The organism is Mycolicibacterium lutetiense (assembly GCF_017876775.1).
Taxonomy (GTDB): domain Bacteria; phylum Actinomycetota; class Actinomycetes; order Mycobacteriales; family Mycobacteriaceae; genus Mycobacterium; species Mycobacterium lutetiense.
In genome coordinates, this window is record NZ_JAGIOP010000002.1 from 3,904,353 (window position 1) to 3,921,209 (window position 16,857).

Sequence of the window (16,857 nt, forward strand, 5' to 3'; positions counted from 1 at the left end):
ATGCAGGCTGCGTTGACGAGCTATTCTCATGTGGAACTTCCGTGTCGGATGATCAGGTGGTTCGAACAAAGACCTCGGCTAGGCCCCGGGGTCTTTTTCGTGGGTGCGGTTCACGCGGCGTCTCCGCCTCCGCGCCGGGTTGCGCTTTCTTGCTCCGAGATCCATCGCAGCACTTCGTCGCGCCGGTAGACGACTCGGCGGCCCAAGGTGAAACTGGCCGGTCCGATGTCGCAGTGGCGCCAGTAGCGGAGAGTTCCAACGGGAATGCCGATGATGTCTGAAACCTGTTTGGCACTCAGTAGATCCATGTAGCTGCTCCTCAATAGTGGGTTCTGTCAACGAATCCAACGGTGGTGGTGGCGCCCTGCATTTGTCCACCAGTACCCTCAACTTCGCCTATAAATTGGCTCCAGTCGAACGATTTCGTCGGCTGTCGGTGGTCGGTGGGAATCTGGCACCCAACGGAGGTGGCTCACATGCAGCGACGAAACCGCCGCGCCGGCGTCGAGGACAGGTGGCGTCGATCGGACGGGACCCCTGCCGCGCGCAATGGCAAAGGGCGCCGATGGTTGGCCCGGTATGTCGATGATCAAGGCGGTGAGAACACCCGTTCGTTCGACCGCAAGGTGGACGCTCAGGCCTTTCTCAACGAGATCACAGCCGCGCAGACGATAGGAACCTATGTCGCGCCAAAAGCCGGGCGCATTACCGTCCGTGAATTGCACGCCAAGTGGCTTGGTACCCAGGGCCATTTGAAGGAGACGACGGTTGCGACACGCGCGTTCGCATGGTCGGGCTACGTCGAAGGCCGGTGGGCCGCGGTCGCAGTAGCCGACGTGCAATCGTCGGATATCAGGGCGTGGGTGCAGCAATTGGCGGCGGGTGGAGCCAAACCGGCCACCATCGAGAATGCGCTTAGCGTCCTGAGACAGATTCTGGAGATGGCCGTCGACGATCGACGGATCCCCCGCAATCCGTGTATGGGAGTGAAGTCGCCGCGACGACAGCACCGAGCACGGGGCTACCTGACGCACCGGCAGGTGGAACTTCTGGCCCGCGAGGTCGGCGAGTACGCCATCGTTGTTCGATTTCTGGCCTACACCGGGTTGCGCTGGGGCGAGATGGCAGCGCTGCGGGTGGAGTCATTCGACATGCTGCGTCGCAGGGTGAATATCCGTGAGGCGGTCGCCGAGGTGAAGGGACGTGTGGTGTGGTCGTCGCCGAAATCCCACGAACGTCGCTCGGTGCCGTTCCCGGCGTTCCTGGCCGAGCCGCTGGCCGTGCTCATGATGGGTAAGCGGCGTGAGGACTTGGTGTTCACATCGCCAGGAGGAGCACTGCTGCGAGTGTCGACGTGGCGGCCGCGGGTCTTCAACGTGGCCGTCCAACGTCTCCAGGCAGCAGACCCGGCGTACCCCACCGTGACACCGCACGACCTTCGCCACACGGCGGCGTCGCTGTCGATCAGCGCGGGGGCCAACGTCAAGGCCGTCCAGACGATGCTCGGGCACGCGTCCGCAGTCCTGACCCTGGACACCTATGCAGACTTGTTCCCGGACGACCTGGAGCAGGTTTCGGTTGCACTAGATGCGGCGCGGATGCGGTCTTTGGAATCCACTGCGGACCAGCTGCGGACTGGGAAGTAAGAAGGCCCCGACCAGAATTCCCGGTCAGGGCCTCTACCTGCGAACACACCAGTCGGGGTGGCGGGATTCGAACCCACGACCTCTTCGTCCCGAACGAAGCACGCTACCAAGCTGCGCCACACCCCGCGTGAAGCTTCGACAGCCTATCGCACCGGGTGCCCCGAATGCCAAACGGCCACCTCGGGAAGCAAACCGGAATCGGAGGCGTTATACGACGCATGACTGTCCTGGGCGCCACCGTCTATCTGGGGTTCATTGCCCTGGCGGTGTTGTGGCTCCTGCTGACGGCCGAGACCACTGACCCGGCCGATACGGATCAGGACCAGCTGCCCGAGCGTTCGAACTCCGACAACACCGCCGCGGCCTCCGAGGTGTCCAGCCCCTGGGCGCTGAGCCAGTCCGCGTCGAAATAGGTATCCGCGTAGCGGTCACCGCTGTCGGCCAGCAGGGTCACCACCGACCCGCTGCGGCCGTGGGCGATCATCTCGGCCAGCAGTTGGAACGCACCCCACAGGTTGGTACCGGTCGACGGCCCGACCCGCCGGCCCAGAACCCGGCTGGCGTGATGCGCCGCGGCCACCGATCCGCCGTCGGGGACGGCAATCATCTGATCGACCACGCCCGGCAGGAACGACGGCTCCACGCGTGGCCGGCCGATGCCCTCGATGCGTGACGAAGCCGCCGTGACGACGTCATCGCGGTCCTGCGCGTAGCCGGGGAAGAACGCCGAATTCTCCGGGTCGACGACGCACAACCGCGAGGCATGCCTGCGGTAGCGGATGTAGCGACCGATGGTCGCACTGGTGCCGCCGGTGCCGGCGCCCACCACGACCCACTCCGGAACCGGATGTGGTTCGAGACGCATCTGCTCGTAGATCGACTCGGCGATGTTGTTGTTGCCGCGCCAGTCGGTGGCCCGCTCGGCATTGGTGAACTGGTCGAGATAGTGCCCGCCGGTCTCCTCGGCCAACCGCTGGGCCTCGGCATACACCTGCGAGGACTCGGTGACGAAATGACAACGCCCGCCTTGGGCTTCGATCAAGGCGATTTTGGAGGCACTGGTCGACGCGGTCATCACCGCGATGAACGGCAGCCCGAGCAGCGCCGCGAAATAGGCCTCGGACACCGCCGTCGACCCCGAGGACGCCTCGATGATCGTGGTGTCCTCACCGATCCAGCCGTTGCACAACCCGTACAGGAACAGGGACCGGGCCAGCCGGTGCTTGAGGCTCCCGGTGATGTGGGTGGACTCGTCCTTGAGGTACAGCTGGACATCGACGTCATTGCCCCAGGCCGCAGGCAGCGGGTAGCGCAGCAGATGGGTGTCGGCGCTCCGTTTGGAATCGGCCTCGATCAGCCGCACCGCATTGTCGACCCACCGGCGTGGCCGGGGGCGGGAGGCGGTACAGCCAGGCCGGCTCACCGGGCCGAGACGGCCGGGCTGGATTGCCCGGCCCTGGTCCCCACGTGCCCACCGCCGGTCGGTGCTGCGACGAGTGTCAACAGCGTGGCCTCCGGGCGGCAGCAGAACCGCACCGGCGCGAACGGCGACGTGCCGATGCCTGCGGACACGTGCAACTGCATGTGCGACCCCCACTTGGAGGCGCCCTTGGCCCGCGAGCGGTCGAGCTCGCAATTGGTCACGATGGCTCCGTAGAACGGCAGGCACAGCTGGCCGCCGTGGGTGTGCCCGGCCAGCACCAGCTGGTAGCCGTCGGCGGCGAAGCGGTCCAACACCCTCGGTTCGGGGGAGTGCGTGAGCCCCAACGTCAGGTTCGCCGCGCCGTTGGCCCGGCCGGCGATGGTGTCGTAGCGGTCGCGCTTGAGGTGCGGATCGTCGACGCCGGCTGCCGAGATGTGCAGCCCGGCGACCTCGACATCGCGGCGGAGGTGGGTCATGTCGAGCCAGCCGCGCTCGGTGAAGGCCGCGCGCAGGTCCTGCCACGGCAGCGGCTCACCGTGCGTCCGGTGCTGCGGGTTGACGATGTAGTTCAGCGGGTTCTTCAGGCGCGGCGCGAAATAGTCATTGCTGCCGAACACGAACAGACCGGGGGCCGAAAGCAGATCGGTCAATGACTGCACGACGGCGGGCACGGCTTTGGGATGGGCCAGGTTGTCGCCGGTGTTGATCACCAGGTCGGGTTCGAGACGCGCCAGGTCACGCAGCCAGGCCTGCTTGCGACGCTGATTGGGACGCATGTGCAGATCGGACAGGTGCAACACCCGCAGGGGTGAGGAGCCCGGGGCCAGTACCGGCATGGTCGCTTCCCGCAGCACGAACGCATTGCGCTCGATCAGCGACGCGTAGCCGATCCCGGCAACCAGCGAACCGGCGGTGACGGCAGCTGCCTTCTTAACTGACATGCAGGCAAGCGTACTGCGAAGCGGTCCTCACGGGGGCGGCGGTGGAGGCCCGAGCACCGGGACGGTGATCGGAGGCAGCCCCGGGATCTCGACCACCGTCTGGCCGATCTCGACCGGCGGGCCTCCCGGCATCGGGAACGCGACCGGAGGTGGCGGCGGGGCCGGCGGGATCCCGTTGCTGATCTGGATCGTGATGATCGAGCCCGGAATGGTCTGTCCGCTGGGCGCCGTGCCGACCACGGTCCCGTACCGCGAGCTGCTGTTGACCGAGGCGGCGCCGTCGGCCACCTGGAATCCGGACTCCTTGAGCCGCTGACGTGCGGCCGTCTCATCCAGTCCGATCACGGTCGGCACCACCGAGCCGGGGCCGCCGTCGACGTAGCGCGGATCCGTCGGCGGCATGACCACCGGGCCGAAGCTGTTGGCGAGTGGCTTCAGGGCCGTGAACCAGGTACGGGCCGGCTCGTTACCGCCGAACAGGTTGCCGTCCCCGCACTGGCGCAGCGGGAACGAGCACAGCTCGCCGGGGCTGGTGGAATCGTCATAGATGTAGTTGGCCGCGGCGTACTGGTTGGTGAAGCCGAGGAAGCCCGACGAGCGGTGCGCCTCGGTGGTGCCGGTCTTGCCCGACATCGGGAGGTCCCAACCCACCGAACCGGCCGAACCGGAGGCGGTACCGCCGGCCTGGTCGTCCTTGCTCATCGCATTGGCCAGCGTGTTGGCCAGACCCTCGGGAACCGCCTGATCGCAGGTCTCGGTGGTCACCGACACCTCCTGACCGCGCCGGTCGAGCACCTGGGCGATCGGGTTGGGTGGGCACCAGGTTCCGCCCGAGGCCAAGGTTGCGGCCACATTCGACAGCTCGAGCGCGTTGACCTCGATGGGGCCCAGCGTGAACGAACCGATGTTCTGGCGCTTGACGAAGTCGGCCAGGCTCTCGTTGCTCTCCGGGTCGTAGTCGCGGGCGGTGCCGGGCAACGCGTAGGACCGCAGCCCCAGCTTGACCGCCATGTCGACCGACCGCTGCACGCCGATCTGCGAGATCAGCTTGGCGAACGCGGTATTCGGTGAGGTGGCGAGGGCGTCGGTGACACTCATCGAACCCCGGTAGCCGCCGGCGTTCTTCACGCACCAGGTTTCCTTTGGGCAACCCGGGGCGTCGCTGCTGCCCAGCCCCTTGGCCTGGAAGAACGCGGGCACCGCCAGTTGGGTGTTGATGCCCATCCCCATATCCATGGCCGCGGCCGTGGTGAAGATCTTGAAGATCGACCCGGCGCCGTCGCCGACGAGGGAGAAGGGTTGCGGCTGCATGGTCTCGCCGGCATCGGTGTTCAGGCCGTAGGTGCGATTGCTGCCCATCGCCAGGACCGGATGGGATTCCTTGCCCGGCTTGATCACGCTCATCACGCTGGCGATGCCCGGCGTATCCGGGCGGGCGATACTGTCGATCGCCGACTTCACCGAGCCCTGCACCTCGGGATCGAGCGTGGTCTTGATCAGATAACCGCCCTTGGCTACCTGCTCCTTCGACAGTCCGGCGCGGGCCAGGTACTCCAGCGCGTAATCGCAGAAGAATGCCCGGTCACCGGCCGCGATGCAGCCCCGGGGCAGTGCCTTGGGCTGCGGCAGGACACCCAGCGGCTGCTGCTTGGCGGCCCGCAGCGCGTCGGCCTCCTGCGGGATGTTGTCGATCATGGTGTCCAGCACCAGGTTCCGCCGGGCCAGCGCACCGTCGGGATTGGTGTACGGATTCAAGGCGCTGGTGGACTGCACCATGCCGGCCAGCAGCGCGGCCTGCTGCCAGTTCAGCTCGGAGGCGTTGACGTCGAAATATGTCTGCGCGGCGTCCTGAATGCCGAACGCGCCGTTGCCGAAGGAGACCAGGTTGAGATACCGGGTCAGGATCTCGGGCTTGGTGAATGTCTTGTCCAGCGTGAGGGCCATCCGGATCTCACGCAGTTTGCGGGCCGGTGTGGTCTCGATCGCGGCGCGGCGCTCGGCATCGGTCTGGGCGATCACCAGCAGCTGGTAGTTCTTCACATATTGCTGCTCGATCGTCGAACCGCCGCGGGTGTCCGTGTCGCCACTCATATATCCGGTCAGGCCGGTCAGCGTGCCCTGCCAGTCCACACCGTTGTGTTCGGGGAAGCGTTTGTCCTCGATGGAGACCAGGGCGAGCTTCATCGTGTTGGCGATCTGATCGCTCGGCACCTCGAAGCGGCGCTGCGAATACAGCCATGCAATGGTGTTGCCCTTGGCATCGACCATGGTCGAGACCTGCGGAACTTCACCGTCGACGAGGGCGGCCGAGCCGTTGGCCACGACGTCGGAGGCCCGGTTGGACATCAGGCCGAATCCACCCACCGCAGGGAACATGAGCGCGGCCACCAGCACGCTCGCGAGCAGCACACACCAGGCGAGTTTGATGACGGTGACCGCTTGGGGTGGCTGCGCGGGCGGTCGAGTCGGCAGCTCCGGCATGGGTACAGAGTAGCCAGCTCGCTCAGGGTTCCTGTTCGAGAGCAGGCCCTGTGGGATTTATCCCAGTTGCCTGCAGAAATACCTGGGTTCGCCCGAATACCGGTCAGACGGCACGGCCGTCCCAAAAAAGGCGGGTACAAACTGTTGCGTAAATACCCTCTGACCACCTAGCTTGGACACACAGTGCGATCCAGGTAACACGGGCTGGCGCAATGTGGCGTAGATCGCAAGGGCTTTCTACCCGGGAGGTTCGACCGCCCGCCATCTGGGGAGATGGCTGGAACGAAGGGATCGCTGGTGTCAGGTATACGAACTGTCGCAGACAATATGAACGCTTCCGCCCCTGCCGCCACCCTGGTCCACCGAGGTGAGGGCGAAGCCCGGATCGCGTGGGTTTCGCAGGCGCGGTGCCGCCAGGCCGATCCGGACGAGCTGTTCGTCCGGGGTGCCGCCCAACGTAAAGCCGCGGTGATCTGTCGGCACTGCCCGGTGATCCTCGAATGCGGCGCTGATGCGTTGGACAATCGCGTGGAGTTCGGAGTCTGGGGCGGAATGACCGAGCGCCAGCGTCGTGCCCTGCTCAAGCAGCATCCCGAAGTCAATTCCTGGGCCGAGTTCTTCGCCGCCCAGCGCAAGCACCACCGCAGCGCGGTCTGACCGACCAACGCGCGACCCCCGTAGCGCCACCCGCCTGAATATCAGGCGGGTTCAGCCACGCCCGTGATCTGGTCGGCGATCGCGCGTAGCGCGTCGAGATCAGACACATCGAACGGCAGCGACGGCACTCCGACGATCGCCACATGCGGATTGGCCCCGGTGAACCGGGACAGCAGACGTACCTCACGCTTGGCGGTGTGCGCCCGATCGGCGTGGATGCGCAGCACCGCCGCGGTCAGTGAGTCCGGATCCTCGGCCGCCAACTCATCGGCGGCTTCCTCGGCCTTGTCGGCGTGAAGCTCGCACAGGGTGGGATGGGTGCGGTTGAGGATCAGGCCGGCCAGCGGCATGTGCTCGTTCGACAGCCGGTCGACAAAGAACGAGGCCTCGCGCAACGCGTCGGGCTCGGCCGCCGACACCACCACGAACTGGGTGCCGCGCCGCTTGAGCAATTCGTAGGTACGGTCGGCCTTCTCCCGGAAGCCGCCGAAGGTGGCATCCAGTGACTGCACGAAACCTGCTGCATCGGAGAGCATTTGCGACCCCAGCACGGTGGACAGGGCCTTCATGGCGAGTCCGACGGCGCCGGTGACGAGACGCCCGATCCCGCGCCCGGGTGCCAGCAGCATGCGCCACAGTCGGCTGTCCATGAAGCTGCCCAGGCGCTTCGGCGCGTCGAGGAAGTCCAGGGCGTTGCGCGAGGGCGGGGTGTCCACCACCACCAGGTCCCACTTGTCCTCGGCCAGCAGCTGGCCGAGCTTCTCCATCGCCATGTACTCCTGCGTGCCGGCCAGCGAGGTCGCCACGGTTTGGTAGAACTGGTTCTCCAGAATCGAGTCGGCGCGGTCCGTCCCGGAGTACTGCACCACCATCTCGTCGAACGTGCGGCGCATGTCCAGCATCATCGCGTGCAGCTCACCGGTGACCTCCGGGGCCAACGGAACCCGCTGCGGGGTGTTCCCGAGATCCTTGATTCCCAGCGCCTGAGCCAATCGCTTGGCCGGGTCGATCGTGAGCACCACGACGGTGCGGCCGTACTCGGCGGCCCGCAGGGCCATCGCGGCTGCGGTGGTGGTCTTGCCGACTCCGCCTGCGCCGCAACAGACTACGACGCGGTTGGCGGTGTCCGACAGGATCGAGTGCATATCTAATGCGGGCGGTTTGGCACTCACTATCGGACCCCTTGCTGTTCCAGTGCTTCGGCGAGTTCGTACAGGCTGCCCAAGTCGACACCGTCGGTCAGTGCGGGCAACTCCAGGCGGGGCACATCGATGGCATCGAGCAGTTCGGCACTCTCGGCGCGCGCCGAGATCCGGGTGGCGTGCTGGATGGACTCGGTCAGTAGGCCGGCAAAATCGTTGTCCGCCAACGTGATCCCAGTCTTCGCCAGACCCGCGCGGACCGCGTCGGCGTCGATGTCACCCTCGGCGGCCTTGATCAGGTCCTCAGGCGGAAGAAATGCCGGGATGTTGCGGTTGACGATCACGCTGCCGATCGGCAGACCCATCTCGGTGAGTTCGTCGATAGCCTCCAGGGTCTCCTGGATCGGCAGTGCCTCCAGCAGCGTCACAAGGTGGATCGCGGTCTGCTCGGAGTGCAGCAGTTTCACCACGCCATCGGCCTGGGAGTGCACGGGCCCACCCTTGGCCAGGTCGGAGACCGCCTTGGTGACGTCCAGGAATCGCGAGATACGGCCGGTGGGTGGGGAATCCACCACCACGGCGTCGTAAACCCCGCGTTTTCCTTTGGCGTCCTTGGCGGTTCGCGTCACGATTTCTTTGATCTTGCCGGTGAGCAGCACGTCCCGCAGGCCGGGCGCGATGGTGGTGGCGAATTCGATGGCGCCGATGCGGCGCATCGCCCGGCCGGCCAGACCGAGGTTGTAGAACATGTCGAGGTACTCCAGGAACGCAGCCTCGATGTCGATCGCGAGCGCGTTGACCTGTCCACCGCCATCGGCCGTGGCCACCTTGACTTCCTCGTACGGCAGCGGCGGTACGTCGAACAGCTGCGCGATGCCCTGCCGTTCCTCGACCTCGACCAACAGCACCTTCCGGCCGCCGGCCGCCAGGGCCAATGCCAATGCCGCCGCGACGGTGGACTTGCCGGTGCCGCCCTTGCCGGATACGAAATGCAGGCGGGCCTTGGTGAGCCTCGACGGCCAGCCGACGTGTTTGGCGCCGCTCTCTGTGGTTGCCACCACTGCATGCTAGCCAAGCCCCGGTGTCCGCCCGATAGGCTCGGGTCATGAATGAAGGAACTAGGTGGGCGGCGTGAGCGAAGCGAACAAATGGGAGTACGCCACGGTGCCGTTGTTGACCCACGCCACGAAACAGATTCTCGATCAGTGGGGTGAGGACGGCTGGGAATTGGTCTCGGTGCTACCGGGCCCGACCGGCGAGCAGCACGTCGCCTATCTGAAGCGGCCGAAGTGACCAACTCACAACGGCTGACCGAACTGGGCATCGAACTGCCCGGTGTGGTCGCGCCGCTGGCCGCCTACGTGCCCGCGGTGCGGACCGGCAACCTGGTCTACACCGCCGGTCAACTTCCGATCCAGGCCGGTGAGCTGCTGGCCACCGGCAAGGTCGGCGCGGAGATCAGCCCCGAGCAGGCCAACGAGCTGGCCCGGGTCTGCGGCCTCAATGCGTTGGCCGCCGTGCACACGCTGGTGGGCATCGACTCCGTCGTCCGAATCATCAAGGTGACCGGGTTCGTCGCCTCCGCACCCGGATTCAGCGGACAGCCCGCCGTCGTCAACGGCGCCTCCGAGCTGTTCGGCGAGATATTCGGCGAGGCGGGCGCGCATGCGCGTTCAGCCGTCGGCGTGTCGGAACTGCCGCGTAACGCTCCGGTCGAAGTCGAGATCATCGTCGAAACAGCGTGACGGCAGCACAGCACCCGGCCTACGGGCTGCTGCGACCGGTCGTCGAAACAGACACGGTGTCGGCCTCGGTGCTGCTGTGCGACAACCCGGGGCTGATGACCCTGGACGGGACCAACACGTGGGTGCTGCGTGGCCCGGGGAGCGACGAGATCGTCGTCGTCGACCCCGGTCCCGACGATGAGGCGCACATCGCGCGTATCGCCGCACTGGGCAAGGTCACGCTGGTGTTGATCAGTCACAAGCATGAGGACCACACCGGCGGCATCGACAAGCTCGTGGACCTGACGGGCGCCACCGTCCGCTCGGTCGGCAGCGGCTTCCTGAGGGGCCTGGGCGGCCCGCTGACCGACGGCGAGGTGATCGACGCGGCCGGGCTGCGGATCAAGGTGATGGCCACGCCCGGTCACACGGTCGATTCGCTGAGCTTCGTGCTCGACGACGACAACGGACCAGGGGCGGTCCTGACCGCCGACACCGTGCTGGGCCGCGGCACCACCGTCATCGACACCGAGGACGGCAGCCTGCGGGACTACCTGGAGTCGCTGCAACGCCTGCAGGGTCTCGGCCCGCGCAGGGTGCTTCCCGGGCACGGCCCCGATCTACCGAATCTTCACGAAGTGACGGCGATGTACCTGGCGCACCGCGAGCAGCGGTTGGACCAGATCCGGGCAGCCCTAAGGGAACTGGGAGATGACGCCGGGGCGCGACAGGTTGTCGAGCACGTCTACACCGATGTCGACCAGAAACTCTGGGATGCCGCCGAGAAGTCGGTGCAGGCCCAGCTGGACTATTTGCGGGACTAGCGCGCGCTGTGCTGGACCCTCGCGCTAGCGCGCTCGGCGCGCCAGCCGCTCGCTGTCGCTGATCAGCACGCTCTTACCCTCCAGCCGGATCCAGCCGCGGTGGGCGAAATCGGCCAGTGCCTTGTTGACGGTTTCGCGGGAGGCGCCGACGAGCTGGGCGATCTCTTCCTGCGTCAGGTCGTGCGTGACGCGCAGCGCCCCGCCCTCCTGGGTGCCGAACCGCTGTGCCAGCTGCAGCAGCTGCTTGGCCACCCGGCCGGGAACGTCGGTGAAGATCAGGTCGGCCAGGTTGTTGTTGGTGCGGCGCAGACGACGCGCGAGCACCCGCAGCAACTGCTCGGCGATCTCAGGACGGTCGGCGATCCACGCGCGCAACGCATCGCGGTCCATCGACACCGCACGCACCTCGGTGATGGTGGTGGCGCTCGAGGTGCGGGGCCCCGGGTCGAAGATCGACAGCTCACCGAACATGTCCGACGGACCCATGATGGTCAGCAGGTTCTCGCGGCCGTCCGGTGAACGGCGGCCGATCTTCACCTTGCCGGAAATGATGATGTACAGGCGGTCGCCGGGCTCGCCTTCGGCGAAGACGGTGTGCCCGCGCGGGAAGTCGACGGGCTGCAACTGCTTCGTCAGCGCCGAAACAGCGGTCGGCTCGACGCCCTGGAAGATTCCGGCCCTGGCCAGGATCTCGTCCACGTTGCCCCTTAAGCTATTGGGTGTAGTCCTCTTACTGAGAATTCCTGCTCAGTCTAGAGGTACGCGGTTTCGCGACTAGCCCACGCTACACACGATTGACGTGTCGAGACGCCGGAAACCCGGTATTCATGGCCTGCGGTTCGTAGTACCGCGTCGGCAAACCTTCACTCTCGACGTCGAGGAGTACCGGCTTGACCCGCGGCACGGCCGGCGCCGGGCCGGGCTTTCGGTCCAACCCTGCTTCGAGTCGCTCGAGCCCGAAGGCCGCCAACATGAGCAACCCGGGGATGAGCGCGACCAGCAACCACGACACAAGGCAGTAGTTAACACGGCGTAGGTCTCAGCGGGGTCACGAATCATCACCGGTCCGCACCACGGAACGTCCGACGAGGTCAGTACGCTGACTGATGTGACTGAGGCTGCCGCCCCAACAGGGAAAACGCGCCGGTCCAAGAAGTGGGACACCGAAACCCACCTGGGCCTGGTCCGTCGGGCTCGACGGATGAATCGTGAACTGGCGCGGGCATTTCCGCACGTCTACTGCGAGCTGGATTTCACCAATCCGCTGGAACTGGCTGTGGCGACCATCTTGTCGGCGCAGAGCACCGACAAGCGGGTGAACCTGACCACCCCGGCGTTGTTCCTCAAATACCGCACGGCCCTGGACTACGCGCAGGCCGACCGCGCCGAGATGGAGGAGCTGATCCGGCCGACCGGGTTCTACCGGAACAAGGCCAACTCGCTGATCCGGCTTGGGCAGGAGTTGGTGGCGCGGTTCGACGGGCAGGTGCCGGACAACATCGAAGATCTGGTGACGCTGCCCGGTGTGGGGCGCAAGACCGCCAACGTCATCCTCGGTAACGCCTTCGACGTTCCCGGGATCACCGTCGACACCCACTTCGGGCGGCTGGTGCGGCGCTGGCGCTGGACGGCCGAGGAAGATCCCGTGAAGGTCGAGTTCGCGATCGGTGAACTCATCGAACGCAAGGAATGGACCCTGCTCAGCCACCGGGTGATCTTCCACGGGCGCCGGGTGTGCCACGCCCGTAAGCCGGCGTGCGGCGTGTGTGTGCTGGCCAAGGACTGCCCGTCGTTCGGGCTGGGGCCCACCGATCCGCCCACCGCTGCTGCGCTGGTCAGAGGTCCCGAGACCGAGCATCTGCTGGAGCTGGCCGGGCTGTGAACACACGATGAGTAGATCGGCCCGCTGGACCGTGGTGGTGCTGGTGATCCTGGTCGCGCTCGGCACCGCGTTCTGGATGGAGTTGCGCGACGAGCCGGCGCAGCAGGCCGGGGCGGGGCAGTCCACCTCCCGTGATCACCGTGACGCCGACACCTCCGAGGCCCTCGCCGGTCCCCGGGCGCGCGCGGATCTGCCGCCGTGCCCCGGCCCTGGGAAAGGGGAGGGCACCGAAGCGCTGCGCGGCATCACGCTGGAGTGCGCCGGTGACGGGAAGTCCGTGGATGTGGCCCGCGCGCTGGCCGGCCGGACCGTGGTGCTCAATCTCTGGGCGTACTGGTGCGGCCCATGCGCCGACGAGCTGCCGGCGATGGCCGAATACCAGCGCCGCGTCGGCGACGACGTGCTGGTCGTGACCGTGCACCAGGACGAGAACGAGACGGCGGCGCTGGTGCGCCTGGCCGAACTCGGAGTGCGTCTGCCGACCCTGCAGGACGGCAGGCGATTGGTGGCTGCCGCGCTCAAGGTGCCCAACGTCATGCCTGCGACGGTGGTGTTGCGCGCGGACGGTAGCGTGGCCGGGACCCTACCCAGATCGTTCGTCAGCGCCGACGAGATCGCGGCGGCGGTTGACGAGTTGATCCGCTCTAGCCGATAGGAGCACCCGGGGTGAGTTCGACGCACGACGGGCTGTTCCCGGATGCCGCCCCGGCCTGGCTCAAACCGCTGGTGGACAACCTCGACCGCGTGCCCGATGCCTACCGTCGACGGGTGCCCCCTGACGTGCTGGCGGGCATCGCCGAAGCCAACAATCAAGCCGCCCGGGCCGGCGCGCTACGCGACGCCGCAGTTCTGGTGTTGTTCTCCGGTCCGGCGGGCCCGTCTCAGGGCACGCCTCCACTCCTTCCCGAGGATGCCGACCTGCTGGTGACGGTCCGCGCCTCGACCCTGCGCCATCACGCCGGCCAGGCCGCGTTCCCTGGCGGGGCGGCCGATCCCGGCGATCAGGGCCCGGTGGGCACGGCCTTCCGCGAGGCCTGGGAAGAGACGGGCATCGACACCAGTCGGCTCTACCCGTTGGCGACGCTGGAGAAGATGTTCATCCCGCCGTCCGGGTTCCACGTGGTCCCGGTGCTGGCCTACTCGCCCGACCCGGGGCAGGTCGCCGTGATCAACGAATCCGAGACCGCCGTCGTCGCGCGGGTTCCGGTGCGCGCCTTCATCAACCCGGAGAACCGGCTCATGGTGTACCGGGACGTCAACGCCGGCCGGTTCGCCGGGCCGGCCTTCCTCCTCAACCAGATGCTGGTGTGGGGTTTCACCGGCCAGGTCATCTCGGCGATCCTCGACGTCGCGGGTTGGGCCAAACCCTGGAACACCGACGACGTCCGCGGACTCGACGATGCAATGGCCCTTGTCGGGCATGACAACGGTTACGGTTAAGCCCAATGTTGAAGTGGATATAGATGACATCTTCGGTCTGGCTCGATTTCGCCATCCTCGGCATCGGGTTCGTCGCAGCGATCTCCGGCTGGCGTTCCGGCGCGCTCGGCTCCCTGCTGTCCTTCATCGGCGTGGTGCTCGGTGCGGTGGCAGGCGTGCTGCTGGCGCCGCACGTGATTCCGCACATCTCCGGTGACCGCACCAAGCTGTTCGCCACGCTGTTCCTGATCCTTGCGCTCGTGGTGATCGGTGAGATCGCCGGTGTGGTGCTCGGCCGCGCCGTGCGCGGCACCATCCGGAACCCCGTGTTCCGGGTGTTGGACTCGGCCGTCGGGGTGAGCCTGATGCTGGTCGCCGTCCTCGTCGCGTCCTGGTTGCTGGGTAGCCTGCTGACTTCCTCGGACCAGCCGAATCTAGCTGCGGCGGTGAAGAATTCGCGGGTACTCACCGAGGTTGACAAGGTGGCGCCGGATTGGCTTCGCTCGGTGCCGAACCGGTTGTCGGCGCTGTTGGACACGTCCGGGCTGCCCGATGTGCTCGAACCGTTCGGCCGAACCCCCATCGTCAACGTCGACGCCCCGGACGCCGCACTGGCCAACGACCCGGTGGTGGCGATGACCCGGCCCGCCGTGGTGAAGATCCGCGGCGTCGCGCCGAGCTGCCAGAAGGTGCTTGAGGGCAGCGGATTCGTGGTCGCCCCCAACCGGGTGATGTCCAATGCCCACGTGGTGGCCGGCGCCGACAGCGTGACGATCGAGGCCGACGGCAAGACCTACGACGCCGGCGTGGTGTCGTATGACCCCAACGCCGACATCTCCATCCTCGACGTCCCGAATCTGCCGATCACCCCGCTGCAGTTCGCCGACCAGCCGGCCCCGAAGGGCACCGACGCTGTGGTGATGGGTTACCCGGGTGGCGGCGATTTCCTGGCCACCCCGGCCCGCGTGCGCGAGATCATCGAACTCAACGGGCCCGACATCTACCGCACCACCACCGTCACCCGCGAGGTCTACACGGTCAGGGGCACGGTGCGGCAAGGCAATTCAGGCGGGCCGATGATCAATCGGTCAGGCAAGGTGCTGGGCGTGGTGTTCGGTGCGGCAGTCGACGACGTCGACACCGGGTTCGTGCTGACCGCCAAGGAAGTCGAGCATCAGCTGGCCAAGATCGGCAACACCGCGCGCGTCGCGACCGGCACCTGCATCAACTCCTGATCAGTTGGCGTGCAGCTGGGCCAGGAACCGGCTCAGCTGCTCGTTGACTGCCTCCGGTTGTTCTTCATGGCCGAAATGTCCGGCACCCGTGATCGATACGTACCGTCCATGTGGCGCATAGTGCTGGGTCCGGTGCACCGGGTCGGCCAGCACGTACGGGTCGGCGTCACCGCGCATGTGCAGCACTGGCACGCCGATCGGATGTTTCATCGAGCGCATGAATCGCCGACCCTCAGCGCGCAGTTGACTGCGCACCGCCCACCGCTGGTACTCCAGTGCACAGTGCGCGGCCCCGGGGATCTGGATGGCCTGACGCAGATGGCCCATGGTGAGGGCGAAGTCCTGGCTGGTCTGCCAGGCGGCCCCGGCCCGGCCGCGGACCAGACGCTCCAACTCCGCGCCGCCGTGACGGGCCAGCGTGTGCTCGGGCCAGACCGGTAGCTGATATCTCAACATCGACGGCAGCAGCGCGCGGCCCTGGTCGCGGCGCGTCAGAGTGGATGCCCTCAGCGCCCGCGGGTGCGGTGAGCTGACGAGTGCGATCGCGTCGACCACACGCGGATGCAGCGCCGCGGTCGCCCAGCACACCAGACCACCGTCAGCGTGCCCGACCAGCGTCGCGGTCTTGTGCCCCAGCGCGCGCACCAAGCCGGCGGTGTCCCCGGCCAGGGTCCAGCCGTCGTAACCGCGAGGCGGTTTGTCACTGTCGCCGTAGCCGCGCAGGTCGACCGCCACCACACGGGCGTCGGTCAGTCCGGTGAGTTGGTGACGCCACGACCACCAGAACGAGCCGAACCCGTGCAGGAGGATGACCAGCGGTCGGTCCGTGTCGCTGTTGTCACTCGGGCTCTCGCCCTCGACCAGATGAAACCGAATACCGTTGGCATGCACCTGCAGATGTCGCCACGGCCCCTCGATCCTGGCGATCGACGGGGCGGGTGGAGGCATTACCAGCCTGACGGGTCGGTGGCCGGCTTGGCCGGGACGGCCGATGCCGACCCGATGGCCGCGGTGCCCTTGTCGTGGCCCGGTGTCAGGGCGACGCGGGTCTCCTTGACCGACTCGATGGTCTGCTGCGGACCCTTGATCCGTCGCACCTTCAGGAAGCCGAACAATGCCAGCGCACCGGTGGTCAGCACCATCAGGCCGAACACGATGAGGAAGGCCACCCAGCGCCACAGCCAGGTGTCGAGCAGCTCGGCCATGAAGAAGAAGAAAAAGAACGTCGAGTAGAACAGGACCACCAGCGCGGCGATGAAGAACACGCTGCCGGTCAGGCCCTTCTTCACGTCTCGGGTGATCTCGGCCTTGGCCAGCTCCACTTCGGCGCGCAGCAGGGTGGAGACCTGCGCGGTGGCGTCCTTGACCAGGTCGCCGATCGACGGGTCCGGTTTGGGGGCATGCGGGTCGACGAGCGGAATCGAGGTCACCGTCGTCGGAACGCCGTCCCTGCGGTCGCCTGTGCTCATGGCGTTCATGTTGC

At 66.8% G+C, this 16,857-nt stretch carries 19 protein-coding genes and 1 tRNA gene; 9 read left to right on the forward strand and 11 right to left on the reverse strand.

Going from position 1 to position 16,857, the window contains the following annotated elements:
- Nucleotides 1-110: 110 nt before the first annotated feature.
- A complete protein-coding gene (locus JOF57_RS28085) occupies nt 111-308 on the reverse strand; it encodes a helix-turn-helix transcriptional regulator (protein WP_062657835.1) in 198 nt (65 codons plus the stop codon).
- A 168-nt stretch (nt 309-476) separates the two neighbouring features.
- On the opposite strand from JOF57_RS28085, the gene JOF57_RS28090 reads away from it, so the two are divergent.
- Entirely contained in the window at nt 477-1,646 is a 1,170-nt protein-coding gene (locus tag JOF57_RS28090; RefSeq protein WP_067992226.1) for a tyrosine-type recombinase/integrase, read from the forward strand.
- Between the two features lie 52 nt (nt 1,647-1,698).
- Here JOF57_RS28090 and JOF57_RS28095 read toward each other — a convergent pair.
- From JOF57_RS28095 to ponA2, 4 genes are all read right to left on the reverse strand, one after another.
- Nucleotides 1,699-1,772: transfer RNA gene (locus JOF57_RS28095), tRNA-Pro, on the reverse strand.
- A 190-nt stretch (nt 1,773-1,962) separates the two neighbouring features.
- Nucleotides 1,963-3,069, reverse strand: coding sequence for an L-cysteine desulfhydrase Cds1 (cds1, locus tag JOF57_RS28100; protein WP_209922532.1), 1,107 nt, complete (start codon nt 3,067-3,069; stop codon nt 1,963-1,965).
- Nucleotides 3,066-4,010 carry a metallophosphoesterase gene (locus JOF57_RS28105; protein WP_209922534.1) on the reverse strand — a complete coding sequence of 315 codons (945 nt, stop codon included), beginning with the start codon at nt 4,008-4,010 and terminating at the stop codon, nt 3,066-3,068. Before JOF57_RS28105 ends, cds1 begins: the two co-directional genes overlap by 4 nt.
- A gap of 27 nt (nt 4,011-4,037) precedes the next feature.
- On the reverse strand, nt 4,038-6,491 hold the full coding sequence (ponA2, locus tag JOF57_RS28110) for a transglycosylase/D,D-transpeptidase PonA2 (RefSeq protein ID WP_209922536.1): 2,454 nt from the start codon (nt 6,489-6,491) through the stop codon (nt 4,038-4,040).
- Between the two features lie 327 nt (nt 6,492-6,818).
- Between ponA2 and JOF57_RS28115 the strand changes: the two genes are divergently transcribed.
- On the forward strand, nt 6,819-7,148 hold the full coding sequence (locus tag JOF57_RS28115) for a WhiB family transcriptional regulator (protein WP_234938270.1): 330 nt from the start codon (nt 6,819-6,821) through the stop codon (nt 7,146-7,148).
- Nucleotides 7,149-7,189: 41 nt separating this feature from the next.
- On the opposite strand, the gene JOF57_RS28120 is transcribed toward JOF57_RS28115, so the two are convergent.
- Nucleotides 7,190-8,320: an ATPase BagB gene (locus JOF57_RS28120; RefSeq protein ID WP_209922538.1), complete on the reverse strand. Its 1,131-nt coding sequence runs from the start codon at nt 8,318-8,320 to the stop codon at nt 7,190-7,192.
- Entirely contained in the window at nt 8,320-9,351 is a 1,032-nt protein-coding gene (locus JOF57_RS28125) for an ATPase BagA (RefSeq protein WP_209922541.1), read from the reverse strand. Before JOF57_RS28125 ends, JOF57_RS28120 begins: the two co-directional genes overlap by 1 nt.
- 70 nt (nt 9,352-9,421) lie before the next feature.
- On the opposite strand from JOF57_RS28125, the gene JOF57_RS28130 reads away from it, so the two are divergent.
- The 3 genes from JOF57_RS28130 to JOF57_RS28140 are packed head-to-tail and all read left to right on the forward strand — an operon-like array spanning nt 9,422 to nt 10,838.
- Nucleotides 9,422-9,583, forward strand: coding sequence for a Sp36 family protein (locus JOF57_RS28130; RefSeq protein WP_098002231.1), 162 nt, complete (start codon nt 9,422-9,424; stop codon nt 9,581-9,583).
- A complete protein-coding gene (locus JOF57_RS28135) occupies nt 9,580-10,035 on the forward strand; it encodes a RidA family protein (RefSeq protein WP_209922543.1) in 456 nt (151 codons plus the stop codon). The genes JOF57_RS28130 and JOF57_RS28135 overlap by 4 nt, the downstream gene beginning before the upstream one ends.
- Nucleotides 10,032-10,838: an MBL fold metallo-hydrolase gene (locus JOF57_RS28140; RefSeq protein WP_209922545.1), complete on the forward strand. Its 807-nt coding sequence runs from the start codon at nt 10,032-10,034 to the stop codon at nt 10,836-10,838. Before JOF57_RS28135 ends, JOF57_RS28140 begins: the two co-directional genes overlap by 4 nt.
- Before the next feature lie 24 nt (nt 10,839-10,862).
- Here JOF57_RS28140 and crp read toward each other — a convergent pair whose 3' ends face one another.
- Both crp and JOF57_RS28150 read right to left on the reverse strand, forming a co-directional pair.
- Entirely contained in the window at nt 10,863-11,537 is a 675-nt protein-coding gene (gene crp / locus JOF57_RS28145) for a cAMP-activated global transcriptional regulator CRP (protein ID WP_003883807.1), read from the reverse strand.
- 85 nt (nt 11,538-11,622) lie between these two features.
- Nucleotides 11,623-11,850: a hypothetical protein gene (locus JOF57_RS28150; RefSeq protein WP_209922549.1), complete on the reverse strand. Its 228-nt coding sequence runs from the start codon at nt 11,848-11,850 to the stop codon at nt 11,623-11,625.
- A 96-nt stretch (nt 11,851-11,946) separates the two neighbouring features.
- Between JOF57_RS28150 and nth the strand changes: the two genes are divergently transcribed.
- Genes nth through marP form a run of 4 tightly spaced genes read left to right on the forward strand, consistent with a single transcriptional unit; the run spans nt 11,947 to nt 15,374 of the window.
- Nucleotides 11,947-12,720 (forward strand): endonuclease III, encoded by a 774-nt coding sequence (gene nth / locus JOF57_RS28155; RefSeq protein WP_209922550.1) that lies wholly within the window; start codon nt 11,947-11,949, stop codon nt 12,718-12,720.
- Between the two features lie 7 nt (nt 12,721-12,727).
- Complete coding sequence (locus tag JOF57_RS28160; protein WP_209922553.1) at nt 12,728-13,375, forward strand: TlpA family protein disulfide reductase; 648 nt, start codon at nt 12,728-12,730, stop codon at nt 13,373-13,375.
- An 11-nt stretch (nt 13,376-13,386) separates the two neighbouring features.
- The gene (locus JOF57_RS28165) at nt 13,387-14,160 is read left to right on the forward strand and encodes an NUDIX hydrolase (protein WP_209922555.1); all 774 of its coding nucleotides are present in this window, start codon (nt 13,387-13,389) and stop codon (nt 14,158-14,160) included.
- Between the two features lie 23 nt (nt 14,161-14,183).
- A complete protein-coding gene (gene marP / locus JOF57_RS28170) occupies nt 14,184-15,374 on the forward strand; it encodes an acid resistance serine protease MarP (RefSeq protein ID WP_209922557.1) in 1,191 nt (396 codons plus the stop codon).
- Here marP and JOF57_RS28175 read toward each other — a convergent pair whose 3' ends face one another.
- Together JOF57_RS28175 and JOF57_RS28180 are read right to left on the reverse strand one after the other, a co-directional pair.
- A complete protein-coding gene (locus JOF57_RS28175) occupies nt 15,375-16,322 on the reverse strand; it encodes an alpha/beta fold hydrolase (protein WP_209922559.1) in 948 nt (315 codons plus the stop codon).
- A complete protein-coding gene (locus tag JOF57_RS28180; protein ID WP_209922561.1) occupies nt 16,322-16,843 on the reverse strand; it encodes a phage holin family protein in 522 nt (173 codons plus the stop codon). Before JOF57_RS28180 ends, JOF57_RS28175 begins: the two co-directional genes overlap by 1 nt.
- Between the last annotated feature and the right edge of the window lie 14 nt (nt 16,844-16,857).

Excerpts from the sequence above, each read along its gene's own strand:
- JOF57_RS28085 (WP_062657835.1), bottom strand. The coding sequence starts at position 308 with ATGGATCTACTGAGTGCCAAACAGGTTTCAGACATCATCGGCATTCCC.
- JOF57_RS28090 (WP_067992226.1), top strand. The coding sequence starts at position 477 with ATGCAGCGACGAAACCGCCGCGCCGGCGTCGAGGACAGGTGGCGTCGA.
- JOF57_RS28105 (WP_209922534.1), bottom strand. The coding sequence starts at position 4,010 with ATGTCAGTTAAGAAGGCAGCTGCCGTCACCGCCGGTTCGCTGGTTGCC.
- JOF57_RS28180 (WP_209922561.1), bottom strand. The coding sequence starts at position 16,843 with ATGAGCACAGGCGACCGCAGGGACGGCGTTCCGACGACGGTGACCTCG.
- JOF57_RS28115 (WP_234938270.1), top strand. The coding sequence starts at position 6,819 with ATGAACGCTTCCGCCCCTGCCGCCACCCTGGTCCACCGAGGTGAGGGC.
- JOF57_RS28160 (WP_209922553.1), top strand. The coding sequence starts at position 12,728 with ATGAGTAGATCGGCCCGCTGGACCGTGGTGGTGCTGGTGATCCTGGTC.
- marP (WP_209922557.1), top strand. The coding sequence starts at position 14,184 with ATGACATCTTCGGTCTGGCTCGATTTCGCCATCCTCGGCATCGGGTTC.
- ponA2 (WP_209922536.1), bottom strand. The coding sequence starts at position 6,491 with ATGCCGGAGCTGCCGACTCGACCGCCCGCGCAGCCACCCCAAGCGGTC.
- JOF57_RS28175 (WP_209922559.1), bottom strand. The coding sequence starts at position 16,322 with ATGCCTCCACCCGCCCCGTCGATCGCCAGGATCGAGGGGCCGTGGCGA.